At 61.8% G+C, this 23,693-nt stretch carries 26 protein-coding genes and 3 tRNA genes; 12 read left to right on the forward strand and 17 right to left on the reverse strand.

The window, feature by feature from the left end; translation table 11 throughout:
- The first annotated feature begins 68 nt into the window (after positions 1–68).
- The 4 genes from ACR0MM_RS09635 to ACR0MM_RS09650 all read left to right on the forward strand — a co-directional run bounded on the left by ACR0MM_RS09635 (position 69) and on the right by ACR0MM_RS09650 (position 3,783).
- Complete coding sequence (locus ACR0MM_RS09635) at positions 69–734, forward strand: NnrU family protein (protein WP_480695844.1); 666 nt, start codon at positions 69–71, stop codon at positions 732–734.
- Positions 735–805: 71 nt separating this feature from the next.
- On the forward strand, positions 806–1,327 hold the full coding sequence (locus ACR0MM_RS09640; protein ID WP_480696015.1) for a DUF2478 domain-containing protein: 522 nt from the start codon (positions 806–808) through the stop codon (positions 1,325–1,327).
- Positions 1,328–1,417: 90 nt separating this feature from the next.
- On the forward strand, positions 1,418–2,665 hold the full coding sequence (locus tag ACR0MM_RS09645) for a D-arabinono-1,4-lactone oxidase (RefSeq protein WP_480695846.1): 1,248 nt from the start codon (positions 1,418–1,420) through the stop codon (positions 2,663–2,665).
- Positions 2,662–3,783 carry an alanine racemase gene (locus ACR0MM_RS09650; protein WP_480695848.1) on the forward strand — a complete coding sequence of 374 codons (1,122 nt, stop codon included), beginning with the start codon at positions 2,662–2,664 and terminating at the stop codon, positions 3,781–3,783. The genes ACR0MM_RS09645 and ACR0MM_RS09650 overlap by 4 nt, the downstream gene beginning before the upstream one ends.
- A gap of 6 nt (positions 3,784–3,789) precedes the next feature.
- Here ACR0MM_RS09650 and ACR0MM_RS09655 read toward each other — a convergent pair whose 3' ends face one another.
- From ACR0MM_RS09655 to ACR0MM_RS09680, 6 genes are all read right to left on the reverse strand, one after another.
- Positions 3,790–4,545, reverse strand: a complete 756-nt coding sequence (locus tag ACR0MM_RS09655; protein WP_093964811.1) for an ABC transporter ATP-binding protein — start codon at positions 4,543–4,545, stop codon at positions 3,790–3,792.
- A gap of 9 nt (positions 4,546–4,554) precedes the next feature.
- The gene (locus ACR0MM_RS09660; protein WP_093964812.1) at positions 4,555–5,310 is read right to left on the reverse strand and encodes an ABC transporter ATP-binding protein; all 756 of its coding nucleotides are present in this window, start codon (positions 5,308–5,310) and stop codon (positions 4,555–4,557) included.
- A 12-nt stretch (positions 5,311–5,322) separates the two neighbouring features.
- Positions 5,323–6,528, reverse strand: coding sequence for a branched-chain amino acid ABC transporter permease (locus tag ACR0MM_RS09665; RefSeq protein ID WP_093964813.1), 1,206 nt, complete (start codon positions 6,526–6,528; stop codon positions 5,323–5,325).
- A 3-nt stretch (positions 6,529–6,531) separates the two neighbouring features.
- On the reverse strand, positions 6,532–7,563 hold the full coding sequence (locus ACR0MM_RS09670; RefSeq protein ID WP_170340251.1) for a branched-chain amino acid ABC transporter permease: 1,032 nt from the start codon (positions 7,561–7,563) through the stop codon (positions 6,532–6,534).
- A gap of 104 nt (positions 7,564–7,667) precedes the next feature.
- The gene (locus ACR0MM_RS09675) at positions 7,668–9,014 is read right to left on the reverse strand and encodes a substrate-binding protein (protein ID WP_093964815.1); all 1,347 of its coding nucleotides are present in this window, start codon (positions 9,012–9,014) and stop codon (positions 7,668–7,670) included.
- Between the two features lie 430 nt (positions 9,015–9,444).
- A tRNA-Tyr gene (locus ACR0MM_RS09680) sits at positions 9,445–9,528 on the reverse strand.
- Between the two features lie 116 nt (positions 9,529–9,644).
- Between ACR0MM_RS09680 and rlmB the strand changes: the two genes are divergently transcribed.
- The 3 genes from rlmB to ACR0MM_RS09695 all read left to right on the forward strand — a co-directional run bounded on the left by rlmB (position 9,645) and on the right by ACR0MM_RS09695 (position 11,935).
- Positions 9,645–10,418 (forward strand): 23S rRNA (guanosine(2251)-2'-O)-methyltransferase RlmB, encoded by a 774-nt coding sequence (rlmB, locus tag ACR0MM_RS09685; RefSeq protein WP_480695850.1) that lies wholly within the window; start codon positions 9,645–9,647, stop codon positions 10,416–10,418.
- Between the two features lie 392 nt (positions 10,419–10,810).
- Positions 10,811–11,263, forward strand: a complete 453-nt coding sequence (locus tag ACR0MM_RS09690; RefSeq protein ID WP_170357262.1) for a YHS domain-containing (seleno)protein — start codon at positions 10,811–10,813, stop codon at positions 11,261–11,263.
- Positions 11,264–11,464: 201 nt separating this feature from the next.
- Positions 11,465–11,935: a CoA-binding protein gene (locus ACR0MM_RS09695; RefSeq protein WP_170436722.1), complete on the forward strand. Its 471-nt coding sequence runs from the start codon at positions 11,465–11,467 to the stop codon at positions 11,933–11,935.
- A gap of 4 nt (positions 11,936–11,939) precedes the next feature.
- Here ACR0MM_RS09695 and ACR0MM_RS09700 read toward each other — a convergent pair whose 3' ends face one another.
- The 3 genes from ACR0MM_RS09700 to hisF all read right to left on the reverse strand — a co-directional run bounded on the left by ACR0MM_RS09700 (position 11,940) and on the right by hisF (position 13,676).
- A complete protein-coding gene (locus ACR0MM_RS09700) occupies positions 11,940–12,515 on the reverse strand; it encodes a hypothetical protein (protein ID WP_480695852.1) in 576 nt (191 codons plus the stop codon).
- A gap of 85 nt (positions 12,516–12,600) precedes the next feature.
- A complete protein-coding gene (locus ACR0MM_RS09705; RefSeq protein WP_480695854.1) occupies positions 12,601–12,918 on the reverse strand; it encodes a phosphoribosyl-ATP diphosphatase in 318 nt (105 codons plus the stop codon).
- Positions 12,915–13,676, reverse strand: coding sequence for an imidazole glycerol phosphate synthase subunit HisF (gene hisF, locus ACR0MM_RS09710; RefSeq protein ID WP_170371563.1), 762 nt, complete (start codon positions 13,674–13,676; stop codon positions 12,915–12,917). Before hisF ends, ACR0MM_RS09705 begins: the two co-directional genes overlap by 4 nt.
- A 171-nt stretch (positions 13,677–13,847) precedes the next feature.
- On the opposite strand from hisF, the gene ACR0MM_RS09715 reads away from it, so the two are divergent.
- Positions 13,848–14,240, forward strand: coding sequence for a DUF302 domain-containing protein (locus ACR0MM_RS09715; protein ID WP_170341095.1), 393 nt, complete (start codon positions 13,848–13,850; stop codon positions 14,238–14,240).
- Between the two features lie 6 nt (positions 14,241–14,246).
- Here the strand turns inward: ACR0MM_RS09715 and ACR0MM_RS09720 are convergent, their stop codons facing one another.
- Positions 14,247–14,729 carry a DUF2867 domain-containing protein gene (locus ACR0MM_RS09720; protein WP_170454568.1) on the reverse strand — a complete coding sequence of 161 codons (483 nt, stop codon included), beginning with the start codon at positions 14,727–14,729 and terminating at the stop codon, positions 14,247–14,249.
- A 4-nt stretch (positions 14,730–14,733) separates the two neighbouring features.
- Entirely contained in the window at positions 14,734–15,456 is a 723-nt protein-coding gene (gene hisA, locus ACR0MM_RS09725; RefSeq protein ID WP_170340866.1) for a 1-(5-phosphoribosyl)-5-[(5-phosphoribosylamino)methylideneamino]imidazole-4-carboxamide isomerase, read from the reverse strand.
- 135 nt (positions 15,457–15,591) lie between these two features.
- On the opposite strand from hisA, the gene ACR0MM_RS09730 reads away from it, so the two are divergent.
- Positions 15,592–15,999 carry a DUF2147 domain-containing protein gene (locus ACR0MM_RS09730; protein WP_005977442.1) on the forward strand — a complete coding sequence of 136 codons (408 nt, stop codon included), beginning with the start codon at positions 15,592–15,594 and terminating at the stop codon, positions 15,997–15,999.
- A 4-nt stretch (positions 16,000–16,003) separates the two neighbouring features.
- On the opposite strand, the gene hisH is transcribed toward ACR0MM_RS09730, so the two are convergent.
- The gene (gene hisH / locus ACR0MM_RS09735; protein WP_480695857.1) at positions 16,004–16,642 is read right to left on the reverse strand and encodes an imidazole glycerol phosphate synthase subunit HisH; all 639 of its coding nucleotides are present in this window, start codon (positions 16,640–16,642) and stop codon (positions 16,004–16,006) included.
- Positions 16,643–17,230, reverse strand: a complete 588-nt coding sequence (hisB, locus tag ACR0MM_RS09740; protein WP_480695859.1) for an imidazoleglycerol-phosphate dehydratase HisB — start codon at positions 17,228–17,230, stop codon at positions 16,643–16,645.
- A gap of 153 nt (positions 17,231–17,383) precedes the next feature.
- On the opposite strand from hisB, the gene ACR0MM_RS09745 reads away from it, so the two are divergent.
- A complete protein-coding gene (locus ACR0MM_RS09745) occupies positions 17,384–17,623 on the forward strand; it encodes an Lrp/AsnC family transcriptional regulator (RefSeq protein WP_171092379.1) in 240 nt (79 codons plus the stop codon).
- A gap of 3 nt (positions 17,624–17,626) precedes the next feature.
- On the opposite strand, the gene ACR0MM_RS09750 is transcribed toward ACR0MM_RS09745, so the two are convergent.
- The 3 genes from ACR0MM_RS09750 to ACR0MM_RS09760 all read right to left on the reverse strand — a co-directional run bounded on the left by ACR0MM_RS09750 (position 17,627) and on the right by ACR0MM_RS09760 (position 18,762).
- On the reverse strand, positions 17,627–18,490 hold the full coding sequence (locus tag ACR0MM_RS09750; protein WP_170371554.1) for a GNAT family N-acetyltransferase: 864 nt from the start codon (positions 18,488–18,490) through the stop codon (positions 17,627–17,629).
- A gap of 88 nt (positions 18,491–18,578) precedes the next feature.
- A tRNA-Gly gene (locus ACR0MM_RS09755) sits at positions 18,579–18,653 on the reverse strand.
- A gap of 34 nt (positions 18,654–18,687) precedes the next feature.
- A tRNA-Gly gene (locus tag ACR0MM_RS09760) sits at positions 18,688–18,762 on the reverse strand.
- Between the two features lie 148 nt (positions 18,763–18,910).
- On the opposite strand from ACR0MM_RS09760, the gene ACR0MM_RS09765 reads away from it, so the two are divergent.
- Both ACR0MM_RS09765 and ACR0MM_RS09770 read left to right on the forward strand, forming a co-directional pair.
- The gene (locus tag ACR0MM_RS09765; RefSeq protein WP_170527893.1) at positions 18,911–19,063 is read left to right on the forward strand and encodes a hypothetical protein; all 153 of its coding nucleotides are present in this window, start codon (positions 18,911–18,913) and stop codon (positions 19,061–19,063) included.
- Positions 19,064–19,186: 123 nt separating this feature from the next.
- The gene (locus ACR0MM_RS09770) at positions 19,187–20,173 is read left to right on the forward strand and encodes a hypothetical protein (RefSeq protein ID WP_480695861.1); all 987 of its coding nucleotides are present in this window, start codon (positions 19,187–19,189) and stop codon (positions 20,171–20,173) included.
- Between the two features lie 62 nt (positions 20,174–20,235).
- Here the strand turns inward: ACR0MM_RS09770 and ACR0MM_RS09775 are convergent, their stop codons facing one another.
- Positions 20,236–23,673, reverse strand: a complete 3,438-nt coding sequence (locus tag ACR0MM_RS09775; RefSeq protein ID WP_480695863.1) for a pyruvate carboxylase — start codon at positions 23,671–23,673, stop codon at positions 20,236–20,238.
- Positions 23,674–23,693: the final 20 nt, after the last annotated feature.

A 23,693-nucleotide genomic window follows, 5' to 3' on the forward strand; every position in this document is an offset into this window, starting at 1 on the left:
CTTGATTTTGGACAAGGACCGGGGCCGTTTCCCCCGGTATTCCGGGCGCAAAACAGGCGGAGATGACCATGGCCGGTTGGGGCGCTTTTGTTGCTGCACTTCTGATCTTTCTGCTGAGCCACGCCATTCCGGCGCGTCCGGCCGTGCGCGGGCGGTTGATCGGGTTAATGGGGCGCGGGCCCTATTTCGCAGTCTATTCCGCGCTGTCGCTGGCGGTTCTGGCCTGGCTGATCGTGGCCGCGGCCGACGCGCCCTATGTCGAGGTCATCCCGCCGCTGGCGATCCTGCGCTGGGTACCGCTGCTGGTGATGCCCGTCGTCTGCTGGCTGGCGGTGGCCGGATTTGCGGCGACCAACCCGTTTTCCTTCGGCGGGCTGGGACGCCGCCCGTTCAACCCCGAGCAGCCCGGCATCCTGCGCACCACCCGCCACCCGATCCTGCTGGCGATGATGCTGTGGGCGCTGGCGCATCTGCTGGCCAATGGCAGCCTGGCGCATGTGGTTCTGTTCGGACTGTTCGCGGGTTTCGCCTGGATGGGCATGGCCCTGATCGACAGGCGCAAGGCGCGCGAGATGGGGGCCGACTGGCCGCACCTGTCGCGCAACACAGCACGCCTGTCGCTGCGGCTGCCGCGCGCATGGCCGAGGCCTTGGGTCTGGTTGGTGGCCGGGCTGGCCTATGCCGCGCTGTTGCACCTGCACGCGCCGGTGATCGGAGTGTCTCCGCTGCCTTGATGCGGGTGCTGGCAGGGGCGCCCCATGCGTGCTAATTGAAACAACAGGATGAAACCCAGAAAGGTCTGCCGATGCACCTGGCCTACGTCACCACCACCGATCGCGGCGCGACCGACCGCCTGCTGAGCGCGGTTGCCGAACGCCTGCTGGCCAAGGGCGCCCGTCTGGCCGGTGTGGTTCAGACCAACACCGAATGCGCCGACAGCAGCAAATGCGACATGGACCTGCGCGTGCTGCCGGATGGCGAAACCATTCGCATCTCGCAATCGCTGGGCAGCCAGTCGCGCGGATGCCGGTTGGACCCGGCCGCGTTGGAGCAGGCGGTGGGATATGTGACGGCGTCTTTGGCCGACCGTCCGCAACTGCTGATCGTCAACAAGTTCGGCAAGCACGAGGCTGATGGCCGCGGGTTCCGCCCCGTCATCGGCGAGGCGCTGGCGCTGGATATCCCGGTGCTGGTCGGGGTCAACGGCCTGAACCGTGACAAGTTCGTGGGTTTCACCGATGGTGCGGCGCAGGCGCTTGAACCCGATCTAGACGCCATCGAGGCCTGGTTCGACAGCGCCGCCAACCTGCGGCCTGCCGCCGAATAACAGCTTTCCCGACGTAACGTCCTGAAAACCGGGCTTGTTCGGTTTCGCCCCGGCTGCAATCCTCTGCCCCGGACGGGAGGAGGATCAGCCATGTGGCAGAACTGGGCAGGCAACCAGACCAGCCAAATACGGCCCAAGCGGCCGACCACGACCGAAGAGTTGCAGCAACTGATCGCCTCGGCCGAAACCCTGCGTCCGGTCGGGGCAGGGCATTCCTTCACGCCACTGGTTCCGGGGGCGCAACACATCATTGACCTGACCGCCTTGGACCTGCCTGCCGTGACGCAGATCGAAGGCGAACGGGCCTGGGTCAACGCCAATGCCCGGTTGCGCGACCTGTCACCGGCACTGGCCGAGCATGGCATGGCCTTCCGCAATCTGGGTGATATCAACGTGCAGACTCTGGCCGGCGCGGCGGGCACGGCGACCCATGGCACCGGGCGTACCCTGCCGTGCCTGTCTGCCGAGATCACTGCAGCCCGGCTGATCGGCGCTGACGGACAGACCCTGACCACCGACGACATTCCACTGAACATGGTGCAGGTATCGTTGGGGATGCTGGGCATCGTGACCGAGGCGCAGATCAACGTTGTGCCGAAATACAACCTGCGCCGCCGGGTGCGTCTGTCAGACCTGCAGGACACACTGGAGCGCATGCATCAGCATTGGGACGAGAACCGGAATTTCGAGTTCTTCTACATTCCCTTCACCGGCAAGACCGTTGAAATCCGGCACGAAATCACCGACGCACCCGAGACCCGCGCGCCGCGCGATCTGGACATGATCGCCGTCAAGGTTCTGAAGCTGGCGCGCAGCGCGGGTGGGCTCAGCCCCGGTTTGCGGCGCGCCCTGCTGCGTCTGCTGACCTTGGCCCAATCCGACGAGGACTACACTGGCGAAAGCTGGCGTGTGTTGTGCAGCGACCGGCATATCCGGTTCAAGGAAATGGAATACCACCTTCCGCCGGAAAACGCCCGTGACGTGCTGTCAGAGCTGATCCGACGGTTGGAGCGTGACCACGCCGACATCTATTTCCCGATCGAGGTGCGGCAGACCGCAGGCGACGACGGCTGCCTGTCACCGTTCCGGGGTGGCCCGCGGGTATCGGTCGCCATCCACACCGATGCGAAGGAAGGCCATCTGCGGTATTTCGAGGCGATGGAACCGCTGTTCCTGCAGGCCGGCGGCCGGCCCCATTGGGGCAAGTTGCACAGCCTGACCTATTCCGATCTGTCGCGCCTCTATCCCGATTTCGATGCCTTCTGCGCATTGCGTGAACGGCTGGACCCAAAGGGCAAGTTCCTGACACCCGCACTGGCCTGGATGTTTCGCCCATGACCGCACAGTATCTTGAACATCTCGCCCAGGCGCTGCGCGATCATGGCGTCGATCGGCCGGTTGCCGCCGTCGATCTGGACCGGGTCGAGGCGAATTGCGACGCTGCCCGCGCGGGGTTGGGCCACGGCCTGCAGGCCCGGTTGGTGGCCAAATCGCTGCCGTGCCTGCCTCTGCTGGACCATATCCGCGCCCGGATTCCGACAACGGGCCTGATGAGCTTTTCCGAACCCATGCTGTCCGCGCTGCTAGCCGCCGAGCCGGACACCGATCACCTGCTGGGCAAACCGCTGCCGGTGACGGCCGCCCGGCGGATTCTTGAGACGCATCCTGACGCTGCCCGGCGGGTGCAGTGGCTGATCGACACGCCACAGCGGCTGGACGCGTATCTGTCGCTTGTCGCTGACACGGGCCAAACCCTGCGCCTGTCGCTCGAGATCGACGTGGGCCTGCATCGCGGCGGGTTGACCCCCGATCAGGTCGCGGGCGTCGCGGCACGGATCGCGGATCATGCCCATGCCGCTCTGTCAGGCGTGATGGGGTACGAGGTGCATCTGGCCAAACTGCCTGCGCTGCTCCGACGCCGTGCGCGGCGAGCCAGTGCGAAAGCATATGAACGGGCGGTCGCTGCACTAGCGCAGGGGGCGCAGGGGCTGTGCCTGAACACTGGTGGCAGCCTGACTTTTCAGGACCCGGCCACGCGGAGCCTGGCGACCGAGGTCGCCTTTGGGTCGGTTCTGGTGAAACCTTCGGATTTTGACCATGCATCGACCGGGGCGTTTCTGCCTGCCCTGTTCCTGGCCACGCCGATCCTCAAAGTGATGCCGCGCAACCCGGTGCCGGGGGTCGACCTGCCCGGGCTGCGCCGGACGAACCTCGCCATTTCCGGTGGGCATTACCTGGCCAGCCCCGTCTGGCCCGAGGGGTTCGGCTGTTCCGGCGTGTTCGGGCGTTCAAGCAATCAAGAGGTCTGGGTGGGTCCCAAAACAACCAGGGCGCAGCCCGGCGATATCGCCTTGCTGCGCCCCAGTCAGAGTGAAGCGGTTCTGAACCAGTTCGGCACGGTTCTGGCCCTGCGACAGGGGCAGGTCGTGGCCGAATGGGCCTGCCTGCCCAACTGACGCGGGTCAGATCGCCAGATATTCCTCGCGCAGCTGGGTGTTTTCCAGCACTTCGTCCGCAGTGCCGTCGAACACGATGCAACCCGTGTCCAGAATGATTGCCCGGTCGGCCAGTTGCAGCGCGCGCACCGCGTTCTGTTCGACGATGATTGTGGTCATGCCCTGCTGCTTGATGTGGATCAGCGTTTTTTCGATCTCGTCCACGATCACCGGGGCCAGCCCCTCGTAGGGTTCGTCCAACAGCAGCACCTTGATGTCCCGGGCCAGCGCCCGGGCGATAGACAGCATCTGCTGTTCGCCGCCCGAAAGGGTCACGCCCTCCTGCTTGCGTCGTTCGCCCAGACGCGGGAACAGCTCGTAGATCCGTTCCAGCGACCAGCCGATCGGGGGGGCGATCTGGGCCAGCTGCAGGTTCTCCTCGACCGTCAGGCCGGGGATGATCCGCCGATCCTCGGGCACAAGGCCCAGCCCTGCGGCGGCAGCCTCGTAGCTGGTCATGTTGTGCAGCGGCTTGTGGTCCAGCCAGATTTCGCCGTGGCGCACCTCGGGTTCGCCCACCCGCGCGATCGAGCGCAGGGTCGAAGTCTTCCCGGCCCCGTTCCGCCCCAGCAGGGCCAGGATCTCGCCTTCGTGGACGTTGAAGCTGACGCCTTGGACGATGTAGCTCTCGCCATAGTACGAATGCATATCCCACACCGACAGGAACGCGGGCGCGGTGCTGGCCATGTTGGCGTTTTTCGAAAAGTCAGGTTTCTCGTTCATAGCTTTTCCTCACGCCGCCTCGCCCAGATAGGCCTCTCGGACCTTGGGGTTACCGCGGATGTTTTCGGGGGTGTCTTCGACCAGCGGCGTGCCCTGCGCCAGGACGGTGATCCGCTCGGCCAGGCTGAACACCACATGCATGTCGTGCTCGATGATCGCGATGGTGATGTCGCGCTCGTCCTTGATCTGCTTCAGCAGGTCGATAGTGTTGTTTGTGTCGGCCCGTGCCATGCCGGCCGTGGGCTCGTCCAGCAGCAGCAGGCGCGGCTTCTGGCTGAGGCACATGCCGATCTCGAGCCGCCGCTTGTCGCCGCGCGACAGCGAGGCTGAATGCATGTGCCGCTTGTCGGCCATGTTCATCTCTTCCAGCATGGCCTCGGCCTGTTCGACCACCTCTTTTTCGTTGGCGATGGTCTCGTAGGCGTGCATGCGGAATGCCCCGTCGCGCATCGCGAAGATCGGGATCAGCATGTTTTCCATCACGGTCAGCTCGCCAAAGATCTCGGGTGTCTGGAACACCCGGCTGATGCCCATCTGGTTGATCTGGTACGGCTCGCGCCCCAGCACAGACTGGTTGTCGAACAAGACCGAACCAGTATCCGGGATCAGCTTGCCCACCAGGCAGTTCAGCAGTGTGGACTTGCCCGCCCCGTTGGGGCCGATGATTGCATGGACCGAGTTTTCCTCGACGCTCAGGTTCACGTCCGTCAGGGCCTTGAGGCCGCCGAAGCGCTTGCTGACATCTTTTACTTTCAGAATTGCCATTGACGCGTTTCCTTATTCTGCCGGCTCGGTTTTGCCTTCGCGGGTGTCATCCCCGCCAACGCTTTTGCGGCGGATCCAGTTCAGCAACCGCTGACCGCCCTCGACCAGCCCGCCGGGCAGGTAGATCACCACCAGCATGAACAGGATGCCCAGGGTCAGGTGCCAGCCCTTGCCGATGAACGGGTGGATGATGAACACCACCGCGTCCTCAAGCCCGTCAGGCAGGAACGCGAACCAGCTGTGCAGCACGTTGTCGTTGATCTTCGAGAAGATGTTCTCGAAATATTTGATGAAGCCCGCGCCCAGAACCGGTCCGATCAGGGTGCCGGTGCCGCCCAGGATGGTCATCAGAACGACCTCGCCCGAGGCGGTCCACTGCATCCGTTCTGCGCCGGCCAGCGGATCCATTGCGGCCATCAGGCCACCGGCCAGACCGGCATACATGCCCGAGATCACGAAAGCGGCCAGAGTGTAGGGCTTGGAGTTCAGCCCGGTATAGTTCATCCGCTGCTGGTTCGACTTCACCGCCCGCAGCATCATGCCGAAGGGCGAACGGAAAATGCGGATCGCCAGGTAGAACACCACCATCATGATCACAGCGCACAGATAGTAGCCCGCGTTGAAGTCAAAGCTCCACGCGCCCACATCCATCGTGTAGGTCGCGCGCATCGGCAGTCCGAACAGATGCGGCAGATCGGGCGCATTGGCCCCCTGCAGGATCTGCGGGTCGTCGGCATAGACCTGCAGGCCGGTTTCCCCGTTGGTCAGGTTGAACTTGGGGTTCGACAGCACCGAATAGGCCAGCGCAAAGCTCATCTGCGCGAAGGCCAGCGTCAGGATCGAGAAGTAGATGCCCGACCGGCGCAGGCTGACATAGCCGATCAGCACCGAGAACAGCCCGGCGACCACGACGCTCAGCGCGATGGCCGGGATGACGTTGTAGCTGAGCAGCTTGAACATCCAGACGGCCGAGTAGGACCCCACCCCCAGAAAGGCCGCGTGGCCAAAGGACAGGTATCCGGTCAGGCCGAACAGGATGTTGAACCCGATGGCAAAGATGCCGAAGATCACGAACCGCTGCATCAGGTCCGGATAGCCCGCGTTGAACTGCGCCATGGCGCTGTCAGTGGGGAAGGGGTTCAGGATGAAGGGGGCCAGCAGCGTCAGGATTGCGACGACGATCAGCAGGCTTGTGTCTTTTTTGTTCAGTCCCAGCATGGGTTATTCCTCCATCACGCCTTTGCGGCCCATCAGACCCCGCGGACGGGTCAGAAGAACGATGATGGCGACAAGGTAGATGATGATCTGGTTGATGCCCGGGATCGTGGTGGTCGCCCAGGTGGTCGAGGCAAAGCTTTCAAGGATGCCCAGAAGGAACCCGGCCAGAACCGCGCCGGGCAGCGAGCCCATGCCGCCGACTACGACGACCACGAAGCTGAGCACAAGGAAATCCATGCCCATGTGATAGTTGGGCGGGTTCAGCGGCCCGTACATCACGCCCGCAAGCCCAGCCACCGCGGCTGCGATGCCGAACATGATGGTGAACCGTCGGTCGATGTTGATGCCCAGAAGGCCCACGGTCTCCCGGTCGGCCATTCCGGCGCGCACGACCATGCCGAAGGTGGTGAACTGCAGGAACGAGAACACGCCTCCGATGATCACGACCGCGAACAGGAAATAGACCAGACGCCAGATCGGATAGATGATCGCGTTGGGATCGAACCCCAGCGCCACGCCCAGATCGACGGACCCGCTCAGTGCCGCAGGCGGCGGGGTCTGGATCGGGTTGGCGCCGAAGAAATACTTGATGATCTCTTGCAGAACGATGGCCAGGCCGAAGGTCACAAGTATCTGATCTGCATGGGGACGCTTGTAGAAATGCTTGATCAGGCCGCGTTCCATCACGTAGCCGACCATCAACATGATCGGGATGGCAAACAGGATGGCCAGTGGCACGGACCAGTCGATGATGGTCGCGCCCAGTTCGGGGCCGAACCAGCTTTCGACATAGGGGGTCTTCACCTTCAGCGGGTTGCCCAGAAAGTCGGTCTGGGTCTCGTCGACCACCTCGTAGCTGAGGTTGAAGATCTTCTGAAGCGTGACGGCACAGAAGGCGCCGATCATGAACAGGGCCCCGTGGGCAAAGTTCACCACGCCGAGCGTGCCGAAGATCAGCGTCAGCCCCAGCGCGATCAGCGCATAGGCCGAGCCCTTGTCCAGCCCGTTCAGAATTTGCAGTAGGATTGCGTCCATTGTCCTTACCTTTGACTGGTCCCGGCAGCTCTCCCCGGTCGTCTGACCGGAGAGAGCCGTTTTGAGGACTCAGGGGTTTTCTTGCGAAAAACCGAGTGTCGGGGTTACGCGCCCGGGTTGCACTTGCCCAGTTCGCCGCCGGCGAACATCGGGTGATCCGGATCGTACTCGACCTGCGCCCGCGGAGTGATCTCGACGATCTCCAGCGTGTCATAGGCGTTGGTCGGGTTTTCGTTGCCGCGCACGACCAGCACATCCTTGAAGCACTGGTGGTCGGCACCGCGATACCAGGTCGGGCCGTTGCCCAGACCGTCGAACTCGAAGTCCTCGAGAGCTTCGACCACGCCGCACGGGTTGAAGGTGCCTGCGCGCTCGCAGGCATCCGCGTACAGCAGTACCTGGGCATAGCAAGTCTGAGCCGAGTTCGACGGCGGCTTGCCGTACTTCTCGCCGAAGGACTTTACGAAGGCCTTGGTGCCCTCATCCTGCAGCTGCCAGTTCCAGTTCATCGAACCCAGAACGCCTTTGATGTTCTCGCCGGCACCGGCTGCCATCAGTTCCGAGTACAGCGGAACGACGATCTTGAAGTCCTTGCCGTTTACGACCTTGTCCAGCAGGCCGAACTGGATCGCGTTTGTCAGCGAGTTGACCATGTTGCCGCCGTAGTGGTTCAGAACCAGCACGTCCGCGCCCGAGTTCAGAACCGGCGCGATGTAGGACGAGAAGTCGGTCGAGGCCAGCGGGGTCTTGACGGTGTTGACCGTCTCCCAGCCCATCGCCTCGGTCGACGCCACGATCGACTCTTCCTGGGTCCAGCCCCAGTTGTAGTCGGCGGTCAGGTGATAGGCGCGGCGTTCGGTGCCCATCTCCTTGGCCAGCACCGGCGCCAGAGCGGCACCCGACATGTAGGCGTTGAAGAAGTGACGGAAGCCGTTCGCCTTCTTGTCCTTGCCGGTGGTGTCGTTGGCGTGCGTCAGGCCGGCCATGAAGATCACGCCCGCCTCCTGGCAGAGGCCCTGAACCGCAACGGCCACGCCCGAGGACGAGCCGCCGTTGATCATGATCGCGCCGTCTTTTTCGATCATCGACTTGGCCGATGCACGGGCAGCGTCGGACTTGGTCTGCGTGTCGCCGGTGACGAACTCGACCTTCTTGCCAAGGATGCCGTTGCCCTTCAGCGCCTTTGACGTGAAGGTGTTCAGGCAGCCGCCGTCGCCTTCACCATTCAGATGCTCGACCGCCAGCTGCTGCGCCAGCAGTTCGTCATTGCCTTCTTCGGCGTAGGGGCCGGTCTGCGGCACGTTGAAGCCCAGCGTGACTGATCCGCCAGTGGGTTCGTTGGTATAAGCCGCGGCCGACGAGGCCGTGAAGATCGTCGGCAATGCCAGACCGGCGCTCGTGACGGCACCAGACTTCAGCACGCCGCGACGCGTGACAGATTTGTTTGACATAAATTCCTCCCAATTAGCAGGCTACGCCCTCGGGCTCCTCTTCCGTCGGGTAAAACGCAACCTGCGCAGGGCAAGTATGAGGGGCAGAATGAAAATTCCCCAACAAGTCCCTAGAAATGAAATATTATTTTGTAAATTCTTGAACTCTTTGATTTATGAATTTGTAAATTTTTGGAACTGGAAGATGATAAGCTGCTCATTGGAAAGGATGAGTCAGAAAATCCCGTTTCGATACAAGCATCGGGTGTCTCGACGCAACCGCCAGTCCCACGCCGTCCGATGTCCGGCCGTTGATGCTCGGGGCATCGCATGATCTCCGGGCACTCAACCTTTGCCTGAATTTCCTCGCAGAATCGAGGGCAAACGCAAGGGACCACCTGGACAAATCCGGTGTGCAATATCCATCTGTGTTCTGATTTGCGGAAGAAAATGGTGGGCGACCCTGGAATCGAACCAGGCGTGCGTCTCCGCGAGGGAGTTACAGTCCCCTGCCACACCTTGCGGCCTGTCGCCCACTGTCAGGCGTTGCACCTGACGTGGAGGCGTGATTACTAGCGCTCAAAAGGAGCGTCAACAGGAAAATTCCGCTTTGGCGCAGGAAACATTGTTCCCGGCCCGGAGGCCAGTAAAATGAAGAAACCGAAGTGGGTGATCGAGAAAGAGCAGGCGCGCAAAGCGGCGGCTTCCGAAACCGTTTGGTTGTTCGGATTGCACGCCGTGCGTGATGCGTTGATGAACCCCAAACGGCAGAAACTGCGCCTGATCGTGACCCGCAACGCGCTGGACAAGCTGGCGGATGCGATCGCGGAATCGGGCATGCAGGCTGAGCTCGTCGATCCGCGAAAATTCAACGCGCCAATCGACTCGGGCTCGGTGCACCAAGGCGCGGCGCTTGAAGTCAAGCCGCTGGAATGGGGCGGTCTGGCCGAGAATTGCATCGGGCGCGAAAACCCTCGGGTACTGCTGTTGGACCGCGTGACCGATCCGCACAATGTGGGCGCGATTCTGCGCTCGGCCGAGGTTCTTGGCGCCAGCGCGGTCATCGGCACACGCCACCACTCGGCCCCGGAAACCGGTGCGCTGGCCAAGACCGCCAGCGGTGCGTTGGAACGCCAACCTTACCTGCGGGTCCGCAACCTAGCCGACGCGATCGTCGAGTTGCAGAACATGGGTTTCCTCGTTCTGGGCTTGGATGGTGAGGCCGATCAGACCATCGAGGCCGCTCTGGACGGCAAACGCGATCGTCCGGTTGCTCTGGTTCTGGGGGCCGAGGGGCCGGGGTTGCGGCAAAAGACCAAGGAAACGGTGGACATGCTTGTCAAAATTGACGCAGCGGGCGGTTTCGGATCCCTGAACGTCTCAAATGCTGCGGCGATTGCCCTATATGCTTCTCAGCCGCATTGAGAGGAGAGACCCATTCCCGCCCCATCCAAGATTGCTACGTGCTGCTACTGCGGAACCCGCGCGGCGCTGGTCCTCAAGGGGCGCCAGCGGCACGAACTCAGCTGTTCCAGTTGCGGTGCCCCACTGCATAACCTGAAGATGATCCCTGTAAAAAAGGCTTCGGATCCACAGCCGCGACACAGCATTCCAATGCAAAAGCCCAAAAAGAAGAGCTACAAGAAAAGGAAAAAAGGCCTTTTCTCGCGCGTTCTGGACGAAGCTTGGGATGTGATCGAGGACGTGTTCGACTGAGCCCTTTCCGACACGACCCTTCACAACTGCGTCAAATGGGTTTCGCGGCGCGTCAAAAGTTGCATCTTATAGCGTCTGTAAAACACAACCCGTGAAATCTGATGCTATCCCGACGATCCGTACTTGCCGGTCTTACCTTTTCAATCGCTTGTCCGCTGACATTGCGGGCGCAGACCGCCCCGGTATTCTATTCCGCAAAAGGTGCGGCCATTACCGGTTATGACGCGGTCAGCTATTTTCGAGATGGCGGCCCGGTTCAAGGGCGACCCGACATTGCGGTGATGTGGAAGGGCGCTACCTGGCGGTTTGCCTCGCAGGAGAACCGAGAGGCGTTCGAACTTAATCCGCGTGCCTACGCGCCGAGGTTCGGCGGATATTGCGCCTATGCCATGGCCTATGGCGAGCTCACCAGCACGGACCCGATGGCGTGGAAAATCGTAGGCGGCAGGCTGTATCTGACGCATTCCCTCGAGATCGAAAGGATGTGGCTGACGGACACGACCGGCTTCATCCAGAAAGCCGAGAAAAACTGGCCGGCGATCCTGTACGGTTGACAGGCAGATTCCCGCTTATCCGCTCTTGTCACCACAAAAATGCGCGCGACCTCTTTTTTTTCCGAAACTCATGCCTAAATGTCACAGTGACCGCGGAACGGAACTGCCGCGGGTCATTTCACTGTCCCTCGTTCCAACAACTGGCGCCCAAGGTATCCTTGGGCGCTTTTTTCTTTTCCAAGTCACGGCTAGGCTGCAGCCATGACTGAGTATTCCGATGACTTCCTCAGATCCGTCCTGAAACGCACCAAGGTGGTTGCGGTCGTTGGCGTGTCGATGAACCCGGTGCGGCCCAGCTACTATGTTGCGCGCTACCTGTCGCTCAAGGGGTATAGGGTGATTCCGGTCAATCCCGGCCATGCCGGAGCCGAACTTTTTGGTGAAACCGTTCGGGCTTCGTTGTCCGAAATCAGTGAACCCGTTGACATGGTAGATATTTTTCGCAGGTCCGAAGCCGTTCCTCCGATCGTGGATGAAGCGCTGGCTGCATTTTCCGACCTGCGCACGATCTGGATGCAGATCGGTGTTGAAAACGCCGAGGCCGCCGCGGTGGCGCAGGCGCGCGGTGTCGATGTCGTCATGAATCGCTGCCCCAAGATCGAATATCAGCGCCTGTTCGGCGAGCTGCGCATGGGCGGGTTCGCCACCGGCATCATCTCATCAAAACTCTGACCGCTCAGTTGACCGCCACGGCGTTGATTTCCGCAAGCTGCTCTTGCCGCCGTTTCTCCAGCACGATGTCGCGCGGGACCCAGTCATAGCGCGTGTCCTCGCGCAATGGACTCCAAAACAGGATCCCTCCATAGCGCCATGGGTCCAGAACGACACCGTCGTACATCGAATCACCGCGTCGGCTGATTATTGCCGTGCTGTGATCGATTCGGAACGGGTTGTCGGCGTTGGCGATCGCGCGGTGCAGGGTCAGCGTGCGAAAGTTCTCCTGCTTCAAGCGCCGTTCGATGTCCTCGGCCCAGTGCCAGCACAGCCCGCGCGGGCGCAGCCCTTTGTTGACCTTGGCGTTATGGATCAGAGGGGGGTCTGTGATCTGGTATTCCTGCGCCAGCTGCGCGGTATAGGCATAGGTGATGCGGGCCGCGCGCTGGGCCTCGTCCGGGTCGACCTCGGGCCCCAGCGCCTGAATCTGGGCTGCAAGCCGCGCGACGTCGTCGCTGCGAGCGGGCGGCGCGGATGAGCATGCGCCAAGCCCCAGAATGGCCAGCGTCGTCAGTGCCCAGATCATGGGTTTGAACATGCCTGTGTCCCTCGTCGCCCCTGCGCCCGGCAGGCGCTTCGGTCAATCAGTATAGGGCGCGGACGCTATTGGTGAAAGCCGGGTCTCAGCCCCGGTCGCGTGCGGCCTTTTCGGCGATGCCGCTGGTGCCCTGCCGCCTGGCAAGCTCGGCCAGAACGTCTTCCAGCGCCACGTCGCGCGCGGCCAGCATGACCAGCAGGTGATACAGCACATCGGCGGCCTCGGATGTCAGCCGGTCGCGGTCACCCTTCACGGCTTCGATGATCGCCTCCACGGCCTCTTCGCCAAACTTCTCGGCGCATTTCACGGGGCCTTTGGACAGCAGCTTGGCGGTCCAGCTTGATTCGGGGTCCGCGCCCTTGCGGGATGCGATCGTGGCGGCCAGCTCGTTCAGTATGCTCATGTCAGCCTCATGGGGATACCCGCGGATGCCATGTGCTCTTTGGCCTCGCGGATCGTGTATTCGCCGAAGTGAAAGATCGAGGCCGCAAGCACCGCGCTGGCTCCGCCTTCGGTCACGCCTTCGACCAAATGATCCAGATTGCCCACGCCGCCCGAGGCGATCACTGGCACGTCGACCGCGTCCGAGATGGCGCGAGTGAGGGGAATGTTGAACCCCGCCTTGGTGCCGTCGCGGTCCATCGAGGTCAGCAGAATCTCACCCGCTCCCTTGGCGACGACGGTCTTGGCGAACTCTACCGCGTCGATGCCGGTTGGCTTGCGTCCGCCATGGGTGAAGATCTCCCATTTGCCGGGGCTGACGGTTTTGGCGTCGATGGCACAGACGATGCACTGGCTGCCGAACTGGTCGGCGGCCTCGGAGATCACATCGGGGTTGGCCACGGCGGCCGAGTTGAAGCTGACCTTGTCGGCCCCCGCCAGCAATAACGCGCGCACGTCTTCCTTGGTCCGCACGCCGCCACCCACTGTCAGCGGTACGAAGCACTGCTCGGCCGTGCGCTGAACCACGTCGAACATTGTGCCGCGGTTTTCATGCGTGGCGTGGATGTCCAGAAAGCAGATCTCGTCAGCGCCGGCGGCGTCATAGGCCTTAGCCGATTCCACCGGATCGCCCGCGTCGCGCAGGCCCACGAAATTCACGCCCTTGACCACGCGGCCATCGGCGACATCCAGACAGGGAATGATGCGGGTTTTCAGCATGGTTTGTCCTTTGTTGCCGCACCTCTACCGGCAAAGCCCCGCCGATGCCAGAGTTGTGATTGTCCTGCGCCCGGAACCTCGTGAAACTGAAGCGGATTTCAGCAGGAGGTGAAAACCATGCGCAACTTGTTTCTTACAACCGCTTTCATTCTGTCCGGTGCGACTTGGGCGATGGCTGACGACATCATCAAGGTCCCGACCGACAAGTCCGTGACCGAGGCCATCGACGCGCTGCAGGCTGCCGTCGAAAATGCAGGCGCGACTGTATTTGCCCGCGTTGACCACGCGGCCGGTGCGCACAAGGTCGACATGACGATACCGCCCAATCAGGTTTTGATCTTCGGAAACCCGGCCCTGGGAACGCCCGCCATGCGGATCGATCCGCGCGCGGGATTGTTCCTTCCGCTCAAGGTGCAGGCCTATGAGGATGCCGACGGCCAAGTCTGGTTGGCCTACGAGGATCCCAAGGAAACCATGGACGAGCTTGATGCGGTGGAAAAATCCCCGGTGATCGACAAGATGCGCGGTGCGTTGAGCAAGCTGACGAGTGCAGCGGCCAACTGATCGGCGTCATACCTGAGAAGCGCGCGCGATCCGTTTCATGCAATTGCGCACGATCAGAATGTGAAAGGGCATGATCACCGTCAGATAGATCCGTCCCAAACGATTGTGAGTCCGCACCCAGGTTGCCATGACTATGCGGTCTTCGTCGCGATGCACGGCGATGCGGAAATCCAGATGGCGGTCATCGATTCCCACGATGACCTCTGTCTCATCCCTGTAGGTCACGGGAAAAATCGCGCCGGTGCCTGCGTCGGGCGAGCCATTGTCGGTGTTCAAGTGCTTGCCGCCCTTCAAGCCGAATGGGGCAACGATTGCGTTCCGGATTCCCATCAGGATCTTCACCCACCCCGGCATGCTCAGACCGATTTTCATTGCGTCAAACGGTGCAAGGTCGCTTTGGACCGAGTACCCATCAACAAAATCGCCCGGAGTGTACAGCGACCACAATTCAGACTGCTCGGGCAGAACCTCTTTGCGGACCCCTTGCAATAGACTAACCCTTCAAAGCCGCCAGGGCGTCGCGCAGATCCAGCGCGCCGTCGTAGAGTGCGCGGCCTGAAATCGCGCCGTTCAGGTTTGCGCCGCAGTCGCGCAGGGCGATCAGGTCGTCCAGCGAACTGACCCCGCCGCTGGCGATCACAGGGATCGAGACTGCCCGGGCCAGGTCGGCCGTGGCCTCGACATTGGGGCCTTGCATCGCGCCGTCGCGGTTGATGTCTGTGTAGATGATCGCCGCCACGCCCGCGTCTTCGAAGCTGCGAGCCAGGTCGGTCACCATCACGTCGGTTTCCTCGGCCCAGCCCTTGGTGGCGACGCGTCCATTGCGCGCGTCGATCCCGACGGCGACCTGGCCGGAAAAGGCCTTGGCCGCCTGACGGACCAGATCGGGGTTCTCCACCGCAACCGTGCCCAGAATCACCCGGGCCAGCCCTTTGTCCAGCCAGGTCTCGATCGTGGCCATGTCGCGGATGCCGCCGCCCAGCTGGGCCGGCACGTTGCAGGATTTCAAGATCGCCTCGACCGGGGCGGCGTTCACGGGTTCCCCGGCGAAAGCGCCGTTCAGGTCCACTAGATGCAGCCATTCGCAACCGGCCTCGACAAAGGCCCGGGCTTGGGCGGCAGGGTCTTCGTTGAAGACCGTGGCCTTGTCCATCTCGCCGCGCAGAAGGCGCACGGCCTGGCCGTCTTTCAGGTCGATTGCGGGATAGAGGATCATGTCGGGCGGCCTTTTCGTGACTGGTACTGGCGCGGGATATGGCACAGGCGGGGCAGGGGATGCAACGCGACGCAAAGTCAATCTTGCCCGAACGGGTGCCGGCGGTCAGACTGCCTGCAAAACAGGGAGGATACCATGAACAAACTTGCTCTGGCCGCTGCGGCTGCACTTGTCACCTTGGCCACCGGCGCGCGCGCGGATGACCCGGTCGACGGGCTTTGGAAAACCCAGCCGGGGGATACCGGCGGATATCTGCACGTCTCGATCGGGCCTTGCGGCAGCGCCGTTTGCGGCACCATCGACAGCGCCTTCGACAAGGACGGAAACCAGCAGCTGGATTACGAGAACCTGGGCAAGAAAATCATCTGGGACATGGTCGCGGATGGCGGCGGCAGCTATAGCGGCGGCAAGATCTGGGCGCCGGACCGGGACAAGACCTACAATTCCAAGATGTCGCTTGACGGTCAGAACAAGCTGACGGTCAAGGGTTGCGTCGCGGGCGGCCTGATCTGTCGCGGCCAAGCCTGGACCCGCGTGCAGTAACCGCTCAGGGGGCCCAGGTCAGGAAGTTTCCGATCATCCGCAGGCCCACATCCTGGCTTTTTTCAGGGTGAAACTGCATCCCGATCATCGTGTCGCGGCCGATCACGGCCGTGACCGGCCCGCCATAGTCCACATGGGCCAGACGTTGCGCCGGATTGGCGACACGGAAATGGTAGGAGTGGACGAAATAGACGTGACCGCCTGAGGCGACGCCGTTGAACACCGGGTGCTCGCTCTCGATCACCAGATCGTTCCACCCCATATGCGGAACCTTCAGCGCCCGGTCTTCCGGCTCGATCCGCACCACGTCTCCGGTCACCCAATTCAGGCCCGGCGTGTCGGTATATTCGCGGCCCGTGGTCGCCATCAGCTGCATGCCGACGCAGATGCCCAGAAACGGGCGGCCCTTCTGCTCGACCGCTTCGACCATCGCATCGTGGATGCCCCTGTGCCCGCGCAGCTCGGCCGCGCAGGCGGGAAAGGCGCCGTCGCCGGGCAGCACCAGCCGGTCGGCGCGCGCGACGACATCGGCATCCGAGGTCACGACGACCTCACCCGCGTCCAGCTCGCGCGCCATGCGTTGAAACGCCTTTTCCGCCGAGTGCAGGTTGCCGCTTTCGTAGTCGATGATCGCGGTCAGCATCTAGAGCGCGCCCTTGGTGGACGGAATTGCATCCCCCTTGCGCGGGTCGGTCTCGACCGCCTGACGCAGGGCGCGGGCGACGGCCTTGAACGCCGCCTCGGCGATGTGGTGGCTGTTGAAGCCGTGCAACTGGTCGATATGCAGGGTGATGCCGCCATGGGTGGCCAGCGCCTGAAAGAACTCGCGTACCAACTCGGTGTCGAAACTGCCGATCTTGGGTGTCGGCAGATCCACTTTCCACACCAGAAACGGTCGGCCCGACAGGTCCAGCGCGCAGCGCACCTGCGCGTCGTCCATCGGCAGATGGCACTCGCCATACCGCCGGATGCCTTTCTTGTCTCCCAGCGCTTGCGTCAGCGCCTGACCCAGTGCAATGCCGGTGTCCTCGACGGTGTGGTGATCGTCGATGTGATAGTCGCCTTTGGCCCGGATCGTAATGTCGATCAGCGAATGGCGCGCCAACTGGTCCAGCATGTGATCGAAGAACCCCACACCGGTCTGGTTGTCATAGGTGCCGGTGCCGTCGAGGTTGACCTCGACCGTAATCGCGGTCTCGGCGGTCTTGCGGCTGATCGAAGCTGTGCGCATTGGCGAAATCCTCTTGCTACAGGGGCGCTTATAGACGGGGACGGGCGGCCTTATCCAGCCCGATCATTGCAATCGCAGCAAACTGTTGCAGGGGATTGCGCCCGGGCGCGGGGCGTGCCAGCCTGCGCCAAACGGAAGCAACAAGGCCACGAAATGTCCACCTGCGTTTTCATCCAGATCCGCTGCAAGCCCGGCACCACCTACAAGGTGGCCGAAGAGATCGCTCTGCACGAAATCCACTCGGAACTCTACTCCACCAGCGGTGAATATGACCTGCTGCTCAAGCTTTACATTCCCGAAACCGAGGATGTGGGCCATTTCATTAACGAACACCTTCTGGTCATTCCGAACATCGAGCGGTCGTTGACGACAATGACCTTCAAGGCGTTCTAAGGCTCAGCCAAGTTCGAACGTCGTCACGCCGAACACGCGGTTCAGGTCGATATCCGGCTCGTGGTCGGAATACATGCGCGCGGTTTCAAAGACTTTTTCTAGGCCCAAAGCGTCAGCCAGTGCAAAGGCCGCCGCGTTGGGCTGTGGCATGTCGACATAGACCTCAGAACTGTGGTGATCAGCGGGAACTTCGGCCAGAACCGCAGCCAGAAGCGCCTGCGCGATGTCCGGATCGTCGGCGAACAGCGGCCCTACCTTGTAGCCATTCAGGCAGGGGCGCAGAGTTGCATAGCCGGCGAGGCGACCTTTCTGGATACAAAAACGCGAGATGTGGCCCGGTGCGCTCAGCCACTCCGTCAGAAAGGCATCCCGATGCGAGGGGAACAGGGCACGGTCATAGGTGCGAAGGTCTTCGGTCAGGCCACCGATGGGCGCGACCTCGATACTGGTCTTGGGTAGGCTGGACAGGATGCCTGAAACCGTGCCGGAGAACCGATAATTGTTGTAGGCGAAGACAAAGCCCGACTTGCGGTAGTTGTCCTGTTGTTCGACCACCCCGTCCAAGCCCATATTTCGCCCCGTACAATGCGCTAGGGCGTGCTGGGCGATTTCCAGACCATGACCGGATCCGCGAAACTCGGGCCGCACGATATAAAAGCCCAGAAACGAAAACGCGTCGTCGTAGTTCACGGCTGAAACCGAGGCGATCATCTCGCCATCCAGAAACCCGCCCAGAAATCCGTCGGGGTCGGTCGAGCGGAAACAAATTGCATCCTCATGGCCCGGGTTCCAGCCCTCGCGCCCGGCCCAATCCACTGCGTGGCGCAGTTCTTCGGCGGTCAGCGTGCGAATTTGGTAGTCTGACATCGGAGCATCCATCTGACTGCTGCTTGTCAGAACAGAATGGCGCAGGACCGACCGATCCGCCAGTGCTTGTTGTGGGAAGGTGGATATCTGGAGCGGGCGATGAGATTCGAACTCACGACCCTAACCTTGGCAAGGTTATGCTCTACCCCTGAGCTACGCCCGCAATCAGATATCTTGTGCGACCTTTCGGTCCTCGTTGGAGCGGGCGATGAGATTCGAACTCACGACCCTAACCTTGGCAAGGTTATGCTCTACCCCTGAGCTACGCCCGCGCCGTCGAGTGAGGCGTGAACTATAAATTCTGGCGGAAAGCTGCAAGAGGAAAAACGCACTTGGTCGGAAAAAATTTTGCGACAGAACAGGTGTGCTGAGCCGTTGAAACCTACAGCCCCGGATATTGACAACGGTGGAGACGGAGGGATGAACAAGGTTGAGAACATAAAACTGACTGCGCTGGTCGGAGCTATGCTTCTGAGCCTCTTTGCAGGTCAGTTGAGAGACGAGCAAGCCTATGAAGTTAATGATATTTTCAATCGGCCGCCCGAGGTCAATTCTCTCGAATTGAGTGGGTGACAGTGGCTTCGTTAGAATGCCAAATTTTGCCGTATTCGATAACTAGTATATGCATAATGCGAAATTTCTGCTCAAACTTGTGCCGGTTGGCGCAAGTATTTGGATACGAAAAAGGGGATTGGCATGCATTGGTTTATTTCCATGTCACGGGTTGTGGCGACATCTTTGTTGCTGACCGGGGCAGTTAGCTTCGTTGCGGTGTTGGCTACGCCAGATATCGCCATAGCCAAGAACGGGAATGGCAATGGTGGCGGAAATGGTAACGGTGGTGGAAACGGAAATAGCAACGGTGGCGGCAACGGGAACGGTGGCGGCAACGGAAATGGCAAAAGCGCAGAAAAATCCAGTGCCAGCCTCGGAGGATCTGCGCGCAGCACGAAGGGTGGGTCCGGCCAGGGCAAGGGTTTTCTCGCCGGTCTCGGTCTCGCTAAACCAAAGGCACAACGAAAGAACACCAAAACTACATCTCGGACCAAAGGGCAGAACGGTTTTGCAGCCAAACTCGACGAATTCTTCACTGGAAAAAAGAAAGTCGAGAAACCGATCCGTAAAGCGCGGGTAGCGGCGGCAGTTGTCGAGGAGCCGTATGTCAAACCAATCAAGCACGGCAAAATCGCGTCCGAGCTCAAGGGCTTGAATGCCGCGCACGCCAGCCAGACTGCCCTGAAGAATGCGGCCCCGAACAGCATGCCGGGCAAGCTCTACAGCTATCAGCAGAGTATACTTGGTTTCTCTGGCGCGACACAGGATCTTGAAATGCGCGAACAGGAATTGTCCGAACTGGAAGGTCTGACCGAAGCGGAGATCGAGGACCAATTTGCGCCAACTGAAGAAGAAGCAGCCGAGGGCATCACCGCACAGGACAAATACGAGGATGCCGTGGCCGAAGCGGAGCAGGCTGTAACCGAAGCCGAAGAAGCCTTGGCAGGGGCGGACGATCCGCAGGAAGCACTGGATACCCTGACCGGTGGCCGTGACTTGTCCGATTCGGCTCTTCATGAACTGCACGATTTGTTGGGCTTGCCAGCGCCGATCGGGGAAGAGGTTTCGATCGACAGCACGCCGGAACAGTTGCCGCAGCAGCCCGTCGCGGAGTCAAGCGACGGCTGAACTCGCCCGCTCGGATAAAAAAAGGCGCGCTTGATGGCGCGCCTTTCTGTGTTTTAACGGTTTTATTCCAACTCGACCAAAAGGTCCTTGGCGTCGATCTGGCCGCCGGGCTGGACATGCACCGCCTTCACGGTTGCGTCGCGTTCGGCATGGATGCCGGTTTCCATTTTCATGGCTTCGATCGTCAGCAGAAGGTCACCTTCTTTGACCTCCTGCCCGGCGGTGACCGCCACAGTCGAAACCACGCCCGGCATCGGCGCGCCGACATGATTGGCGTTTCCGACCTCGGCCTTGGGGCGCTGGGCGGTCGAAGCTTGCACAAGGCGGTTGGCAACGCGGATGACGCGCGGTTGGCCATTGAGTTCAAAGAACACTTTGACTTCGCCATTCTCGTCGGTCTCCCCAATGGCCTGGCAGCGGATTTCCAGCGTTTTGCCCGGGTCGATCTCGGCCGAGATCTCCTCTCCCGGCTCCATTCCGTAGAAGAAGGTGCGGGTGGGCAGGGTGCGTACCGGGCCATAGATCCGGTGACGGCCCATGTAGTCCAGGAACACCTTGGGATACATCAGGTATCCGTTTAGGTCCTCGTCGTCGACCTCCATGCCTTCCAGCTGTTTCGAGAGCTCCGCGCGGGTGGCCTCCAAATCAACCGGAGGCACGTCTTTGCCCGGCCGTTCGGTGTTCGGCTTTTCGCCTTTCAGCACCTTGGTCACGATCGTCTCGGGGAAGCCGCCCGGAGGCTGGCCCAGATTGCCGCGCATCATGTCGATGACTGAATCGGGGAAGGCCACGTCGGTCGAGGGACGCTCGACCTGGTCGCGGGTCAGGCCCTGGCTGACCATCATCAGCGCCATATCGCCCACCACTTTCGAGGACGGCGTCACCTTGACGATGTCACCGAACATCTGGTTCACGTCCGCATACATCTGCGCCACCTCGTGCCAGCGTTCCTCAAGCCCCATCGAACGCGCCTGCGCCTTGAGGTTGGTGAACTGGCCGCCCGGCATCTCGTGCAGATAGACCTCGGAGGCGGGGGCCTGCAGCCCGGATTCGAAGGCGGCGTACTGGCCGCGCACCGCCTCGAAGTAGTCGCTGATCTCGCGGATCGCCTTCACGTCCAAACCGGTGTCGCGGTCGGTGTGGCGCAGGGCCTCGACCACGGTTCCCAGGGTCGCCTGGCTGGTGTTGCCCGAGAAGCTGTCCATCGCGCAGTCCACCACGTCCACGCCCGCCTCGCTGGCGGCCAGGATGGTGGCGCTGGCGATGCCGGCGGTGTCGTGGGTGTGGAAATGGATCGGCAGGCCGACCTCTTCCTTCAATGCGCGGATCAGCACCCGCGCGGCGGCGGGTTTCAGCAGGCCGGCCATGTCCTTGAGGCCCAGAACATGGGCGCCGGCGTCGCGCAGTTCCTTGGCCATGCCGACATAGTATTTCAGGTCGTACTTGGCGCGGTTCGGGTCGAGGATATCGCCGGTATAGCAGACGGTGCCCTCGCAGATCTTGCCGTTCTCGATCACCGCATCCATCGCCACGCGCATGTTCTCGACCCAGTTCAGCGAGTCGAAGACGCGGAACACGTCGATGTTCTGCGCGGCCTGGCGCACGAATTCCTGCACCACATTGTCGGGATAGTTGGTATAGCCCACCCCATTGGCACCGCGCAGCAGCATCTGGGTCATCAGGTTGGGCATGGCCTCGCGCAGGTCGCGCAGGCGCTGCCAGGGGCATTCCTGCAGGAACCGATAGGCCACGTCGAAGGTCGCCCCGCCCCAGCATTCGACGCTGAACAGCTGCGGCAGGTTCGCCGCATAGCTGGGTGCGACGCGGATCATGTCGATCGAGCGCATCCGGGTGGCCAGAAGCGACTGGTGCCCGTCGCGCATGGTGGTGTCGGTGATCAGCAACTGGCGCTGGGCTTTCATCCAATCGGCCACGGCCTGCGGGCCCTTCTGCTCCAGCAGGTTGCGCGTGCCCATCAGCGGTTCGGCCTTGGGCGCGGGGGGCTTGGGTTCTTTCAGGTCGGCACGCGGGCGCGGGCGATCCTTGGTCTCGGGGTGCCCGTTGACCGTGATGTCGGCGATATAGGTCAGAACCTTGGTGCCCCGGTCGCGGCGCTTCTTGAACTGGAACAGCTCGGGCGTCTCGTCGATGAACTTGGTGGTGTATTCATTTGACAGGAAGGTCGGGTGCTTCAGCAGGTTCTCGACGAAGGCGATGTTGGTGGAAACGCCGCGCACGCGGAACTCGCGCAGGGCGCGGTCCATTCGGGCGATCGCCTTTTCCGGCGTGGGCGCCCAGGCGGTGACCTTGGTCAGCAGCGAATCGTAATACCGCGTGATCACCCCGCCGGCATAGGCCGTGCCGCCATCCAGCCGGATGCCCATGCCCGTGGCCGAGCGATAGGCCGTGATGCGCCCATAGTCGGGGATGAAGTTGTTGAGCGGATCCTCGGTGGTGACCCGCGTCTGCAGCGCGTGGCCGTTCAGGCGGATTTCGTCCTGGCTGGCCTTGCCGGTGGCCTCGGCCAGGGTCTTGCCCTCGGCGATCAGGATCTGCGCCTGTACGATGTCGATGCCGGTGACCTCTTCGGTCACGGTGTGTTCGACCTGGACGCGGGGGTTCACCTCGATGAAGTAGAACTTGCCGGTCTCCATATCCATCAGGAATTCGACCGTGCCGGCGCATTCATAGTTCACATGCGCGCAGATGCGGCGGCCCAGGTCGCAGATCTCGGCGCGTTGCTCTTCGGTCAGATAGGGGGCAGGGGCGCGTTCTACGACCTTCTGATTGCGGCGCTGAACCGAGCAGTCGCGTTCATACAGGTGATAGATCTGCCCGTGTTTGTCGCCCAGGATCTGCACCTCGACATGGCGGGCGCGGGTGATCATCTTTTCCAGATAGCCCTCACCATTGCCGAATGCGGCCTCGGCCTCGCGGCGGCCTTCCAGAACCTTTTCTTCCAACTCGTCTTCGGAATAGATCGGGCGCATCCCCCGGCCGCCGCCGCCCCAGGACGCCTTGAGCATCAGCGGATAGCCGATCTCGGCCGCTTCCTTGCGGATCGCGTCCATGTCATCGCCCAGCACTTCGGTCGCCGGGATCACTGGCACACCGGCGGCAATCGCCACCTTGCGTGCGCTGGCCTTGTCGCCCAGGGCGCGCATGGTTTCGGCCTTGGGGCCGATGAAAGTGATGCCGTTCTGCACGCAGGCATCCACGAAATCGGGGTTTTCCGACAGCAGACCATAGCCCGGGTGGATGGCGTCAGCGCCGCTTTCCTTGGCGACGCGGATGATCTCGTCGATCGACAGATAGGCCGCGACCGGGCCCAGACCCTCGCCGATGCGATACGCCTCGTCCGCCTTGAACCGGTGCAGGCCCAGCTTGTCCTCCTCGGCATAGACGGCAACGGTGCGTTTGCCCATCTCGTTCGCGGCGCGCATCACGCGAATGGCAATCTCACCCCTGTTGGCGATCAGGATTTTCTTGAAGTCAGTCATGGCAAGTCCCGGTCTTTTTC

The organism is Ruegeria sp. BC6 (assembly GCF_056539185.1).

What these genes read in the sequence shown, in the direction of transcription:
- ACR0MM_RS09765 (WP_170527893.1), top strand. Translation starts at nt 18,911, where the DNA reads ATGAACAAGGTTGAGAACATAAAACTGACTGCGCTGGTCGGAGCTATG.
- hisH (WP_480695857.1), bottom strand. Translation starts at nt 16,642, where the DNA reads ATGCTGACCGCGATCATCGACTACGAAAGCGGCAACCTGCACTCGGCG.
- rlmB (WP_480695850.1), top strand. Translation starts at nt 9,645, where the DNA reads ATGAAGAAACCGAAGTGGGTGATCGAGAAAGAGCAGGCGCGCAAAGCG.
- ACR0MM_RS09690 (WP_170357262.1), top strand. Translation starts at nt 10,811, where the DNA reads ATGCTATCCCGACGATCCGTACTTGCCGGTCTTACCTTTTCAATCGCT.
- hisA (WP_170340866.1), bottom strand. Translation starts at nt 15,456, where the DNA reads ATGATCCTCTATCCCGCAATCGACCTGAAAGACGGCCAGGCCGTGCGC.
- ACR0MM_RS09645 (WP_480695846.1), top strand. Translation starts at nt 1,418, where the DNA reads ATGTGGCAGAACTGGGCAGGCAACCAGACCAGCCAAATACGGCCCAAG.
- ACR0MM_RS09660 (WP_093964812.1), bottom strand. Translation starts at nt 5,310, where the DNA reads ATGGCAATTCTGAAAGTAAAAGATGTCAGCAAGCGCTTCGGCGGCCTC.
- ACR0MM_RS09665 (WP_093964813.1), bottom strand. Translation starts at nt 6,528, where the DNA reads ATGCTGGGACTGAACAAAAAAGACACAAGCCTGCTGATCGTCGTCGCA.
- ACR0MM_RS09675 (WP_093964815.1), bottom strand. Translation starts at nt 9,014, where the DNA reads ATGTCAAACAAATCTGTCACGCGTCGCGGCGTGCTGAAGTCTGGTGCC.
- ACR0MM_RS09700 (WP_480695852.1), bottom strand. Translation starts at nt 12,515, where the DNA reads ATGTTCAAACCCATGATCTGGGCACTGACGACGCTGGCCATTCTGGGG.
- ACR0MM_RS09635 (WP_480695844.1), top strand. Translation starts at nt 69, where the DNA reads ATGGCCGGTTGGGGCGCTTTTGTTGCTGCACTTCTGATCTTTCTGCTG.
- ACR0MM_RS09715 (WP_170341095.1), top strand. Translation starts at nt 13,848, where the DNA reads ATGGCTGACGACATCATCAAGGTCCCGACCGACAAGTCCGTGACCGAG.
- ACR0MM_RS09750 (WP_170371554.1), bottom strand. Translation starts at nt 18,490, where the DNA reads ATGTCAGACTACCAAATTCGCACGCTGACCGCCGAAGAACTGCGCCAC.
- ACR0MM_RS09650 (WP_480695848.1), top strand. Translation starts at nt 2,662, where the DNA reads ATGACCGCACAGTATCTTGAACATCTCGCCCAGGCGCTGCGCGATCAT.
- ACR0MM_RS09655 (WP_093964811.1), bottom strand. Translation starts at nt 4,545, where the DNA reads ATGAACGAGAAACCTGACTTTTCGAAAAACGCCAACATGGCCAGCACC.
- ACR0MM_RS09670 (WP_170340251.1), bottom strand. Translation starts at nt 7,563, where the DNA reads ATGGACGCAATCCTACTGCAAATTCTGAACGGGCTGGACAAGGGCTCG.
- ACR0MM_RS09640 (WP_480696015.1), top strand. Translation starts at nt 806, where the DNA reads ATGCACCTGGCCTACGTCACCACCACCGATCGCGGCGCGACCGACCGC.
- hisB (WP_480695859.1), bottom strand. Translation starts at nt 17,230, where the DNA reads ATGCGCACAGCTTCGATCAGCCGCAAGACCGCCGAGACCGCGATTACG.
- hisF (WP_170371563.1), bottom strand. Translation starts at nt 13,676, where the DNA reads ATGCTGAAAACCCGCATCATTCCCTGTCTGGATGTCGCCGATGGCCGC.
- ACR0MM_RS09770 (WP_480695861.1), top strand. Translation starts at nt 19,187, where the DNA reads ATGCATTGGTTTATTTCCATGTCACGGGTTGTGGCGACATCTTTGTTG.
- ACR0MM_RS09705 (WP_480695854.1), bottom strand. Translation starts at nt 12,918, where the DNA reads ATGAGCATACTGAACGAGCTGGCCGCCACGATCGCATCCCGCAAGGGC.
- ACR0MM_RS09745 (WP_171092379.1), top strand. Translation starts at nt 17,384, where the DNA reads ATGTCCACCTGCGTTTTCATCCAGATCCGCTGCAAGCCCGGCACCACC.
- ACR0MM_RS09695 (WP_170436722.1), top strand. Translation starts at nt 11,465, where the DNA reads ATGACTGAGTATTCCGATGACTTCCTCAGATCCGTCCTGAAACGCACC.
- ACR0MM_RS09730 (WP_005977442.1), top strand. Translation starts at nt 15,592, where the DNA reads ATGAACAAACTTGCTCTGGCCGCTGCGGCTGCACTTGTCACCTTGGCC.
- ACR0MM_RS09775 (WP_480695863.1), bottom strand. Translation starts at nt 23,673, where the DNA reads ATGACTGACTTCAAGAAAATCCTGATCGCCAACAGGGGTGAGATTGCC.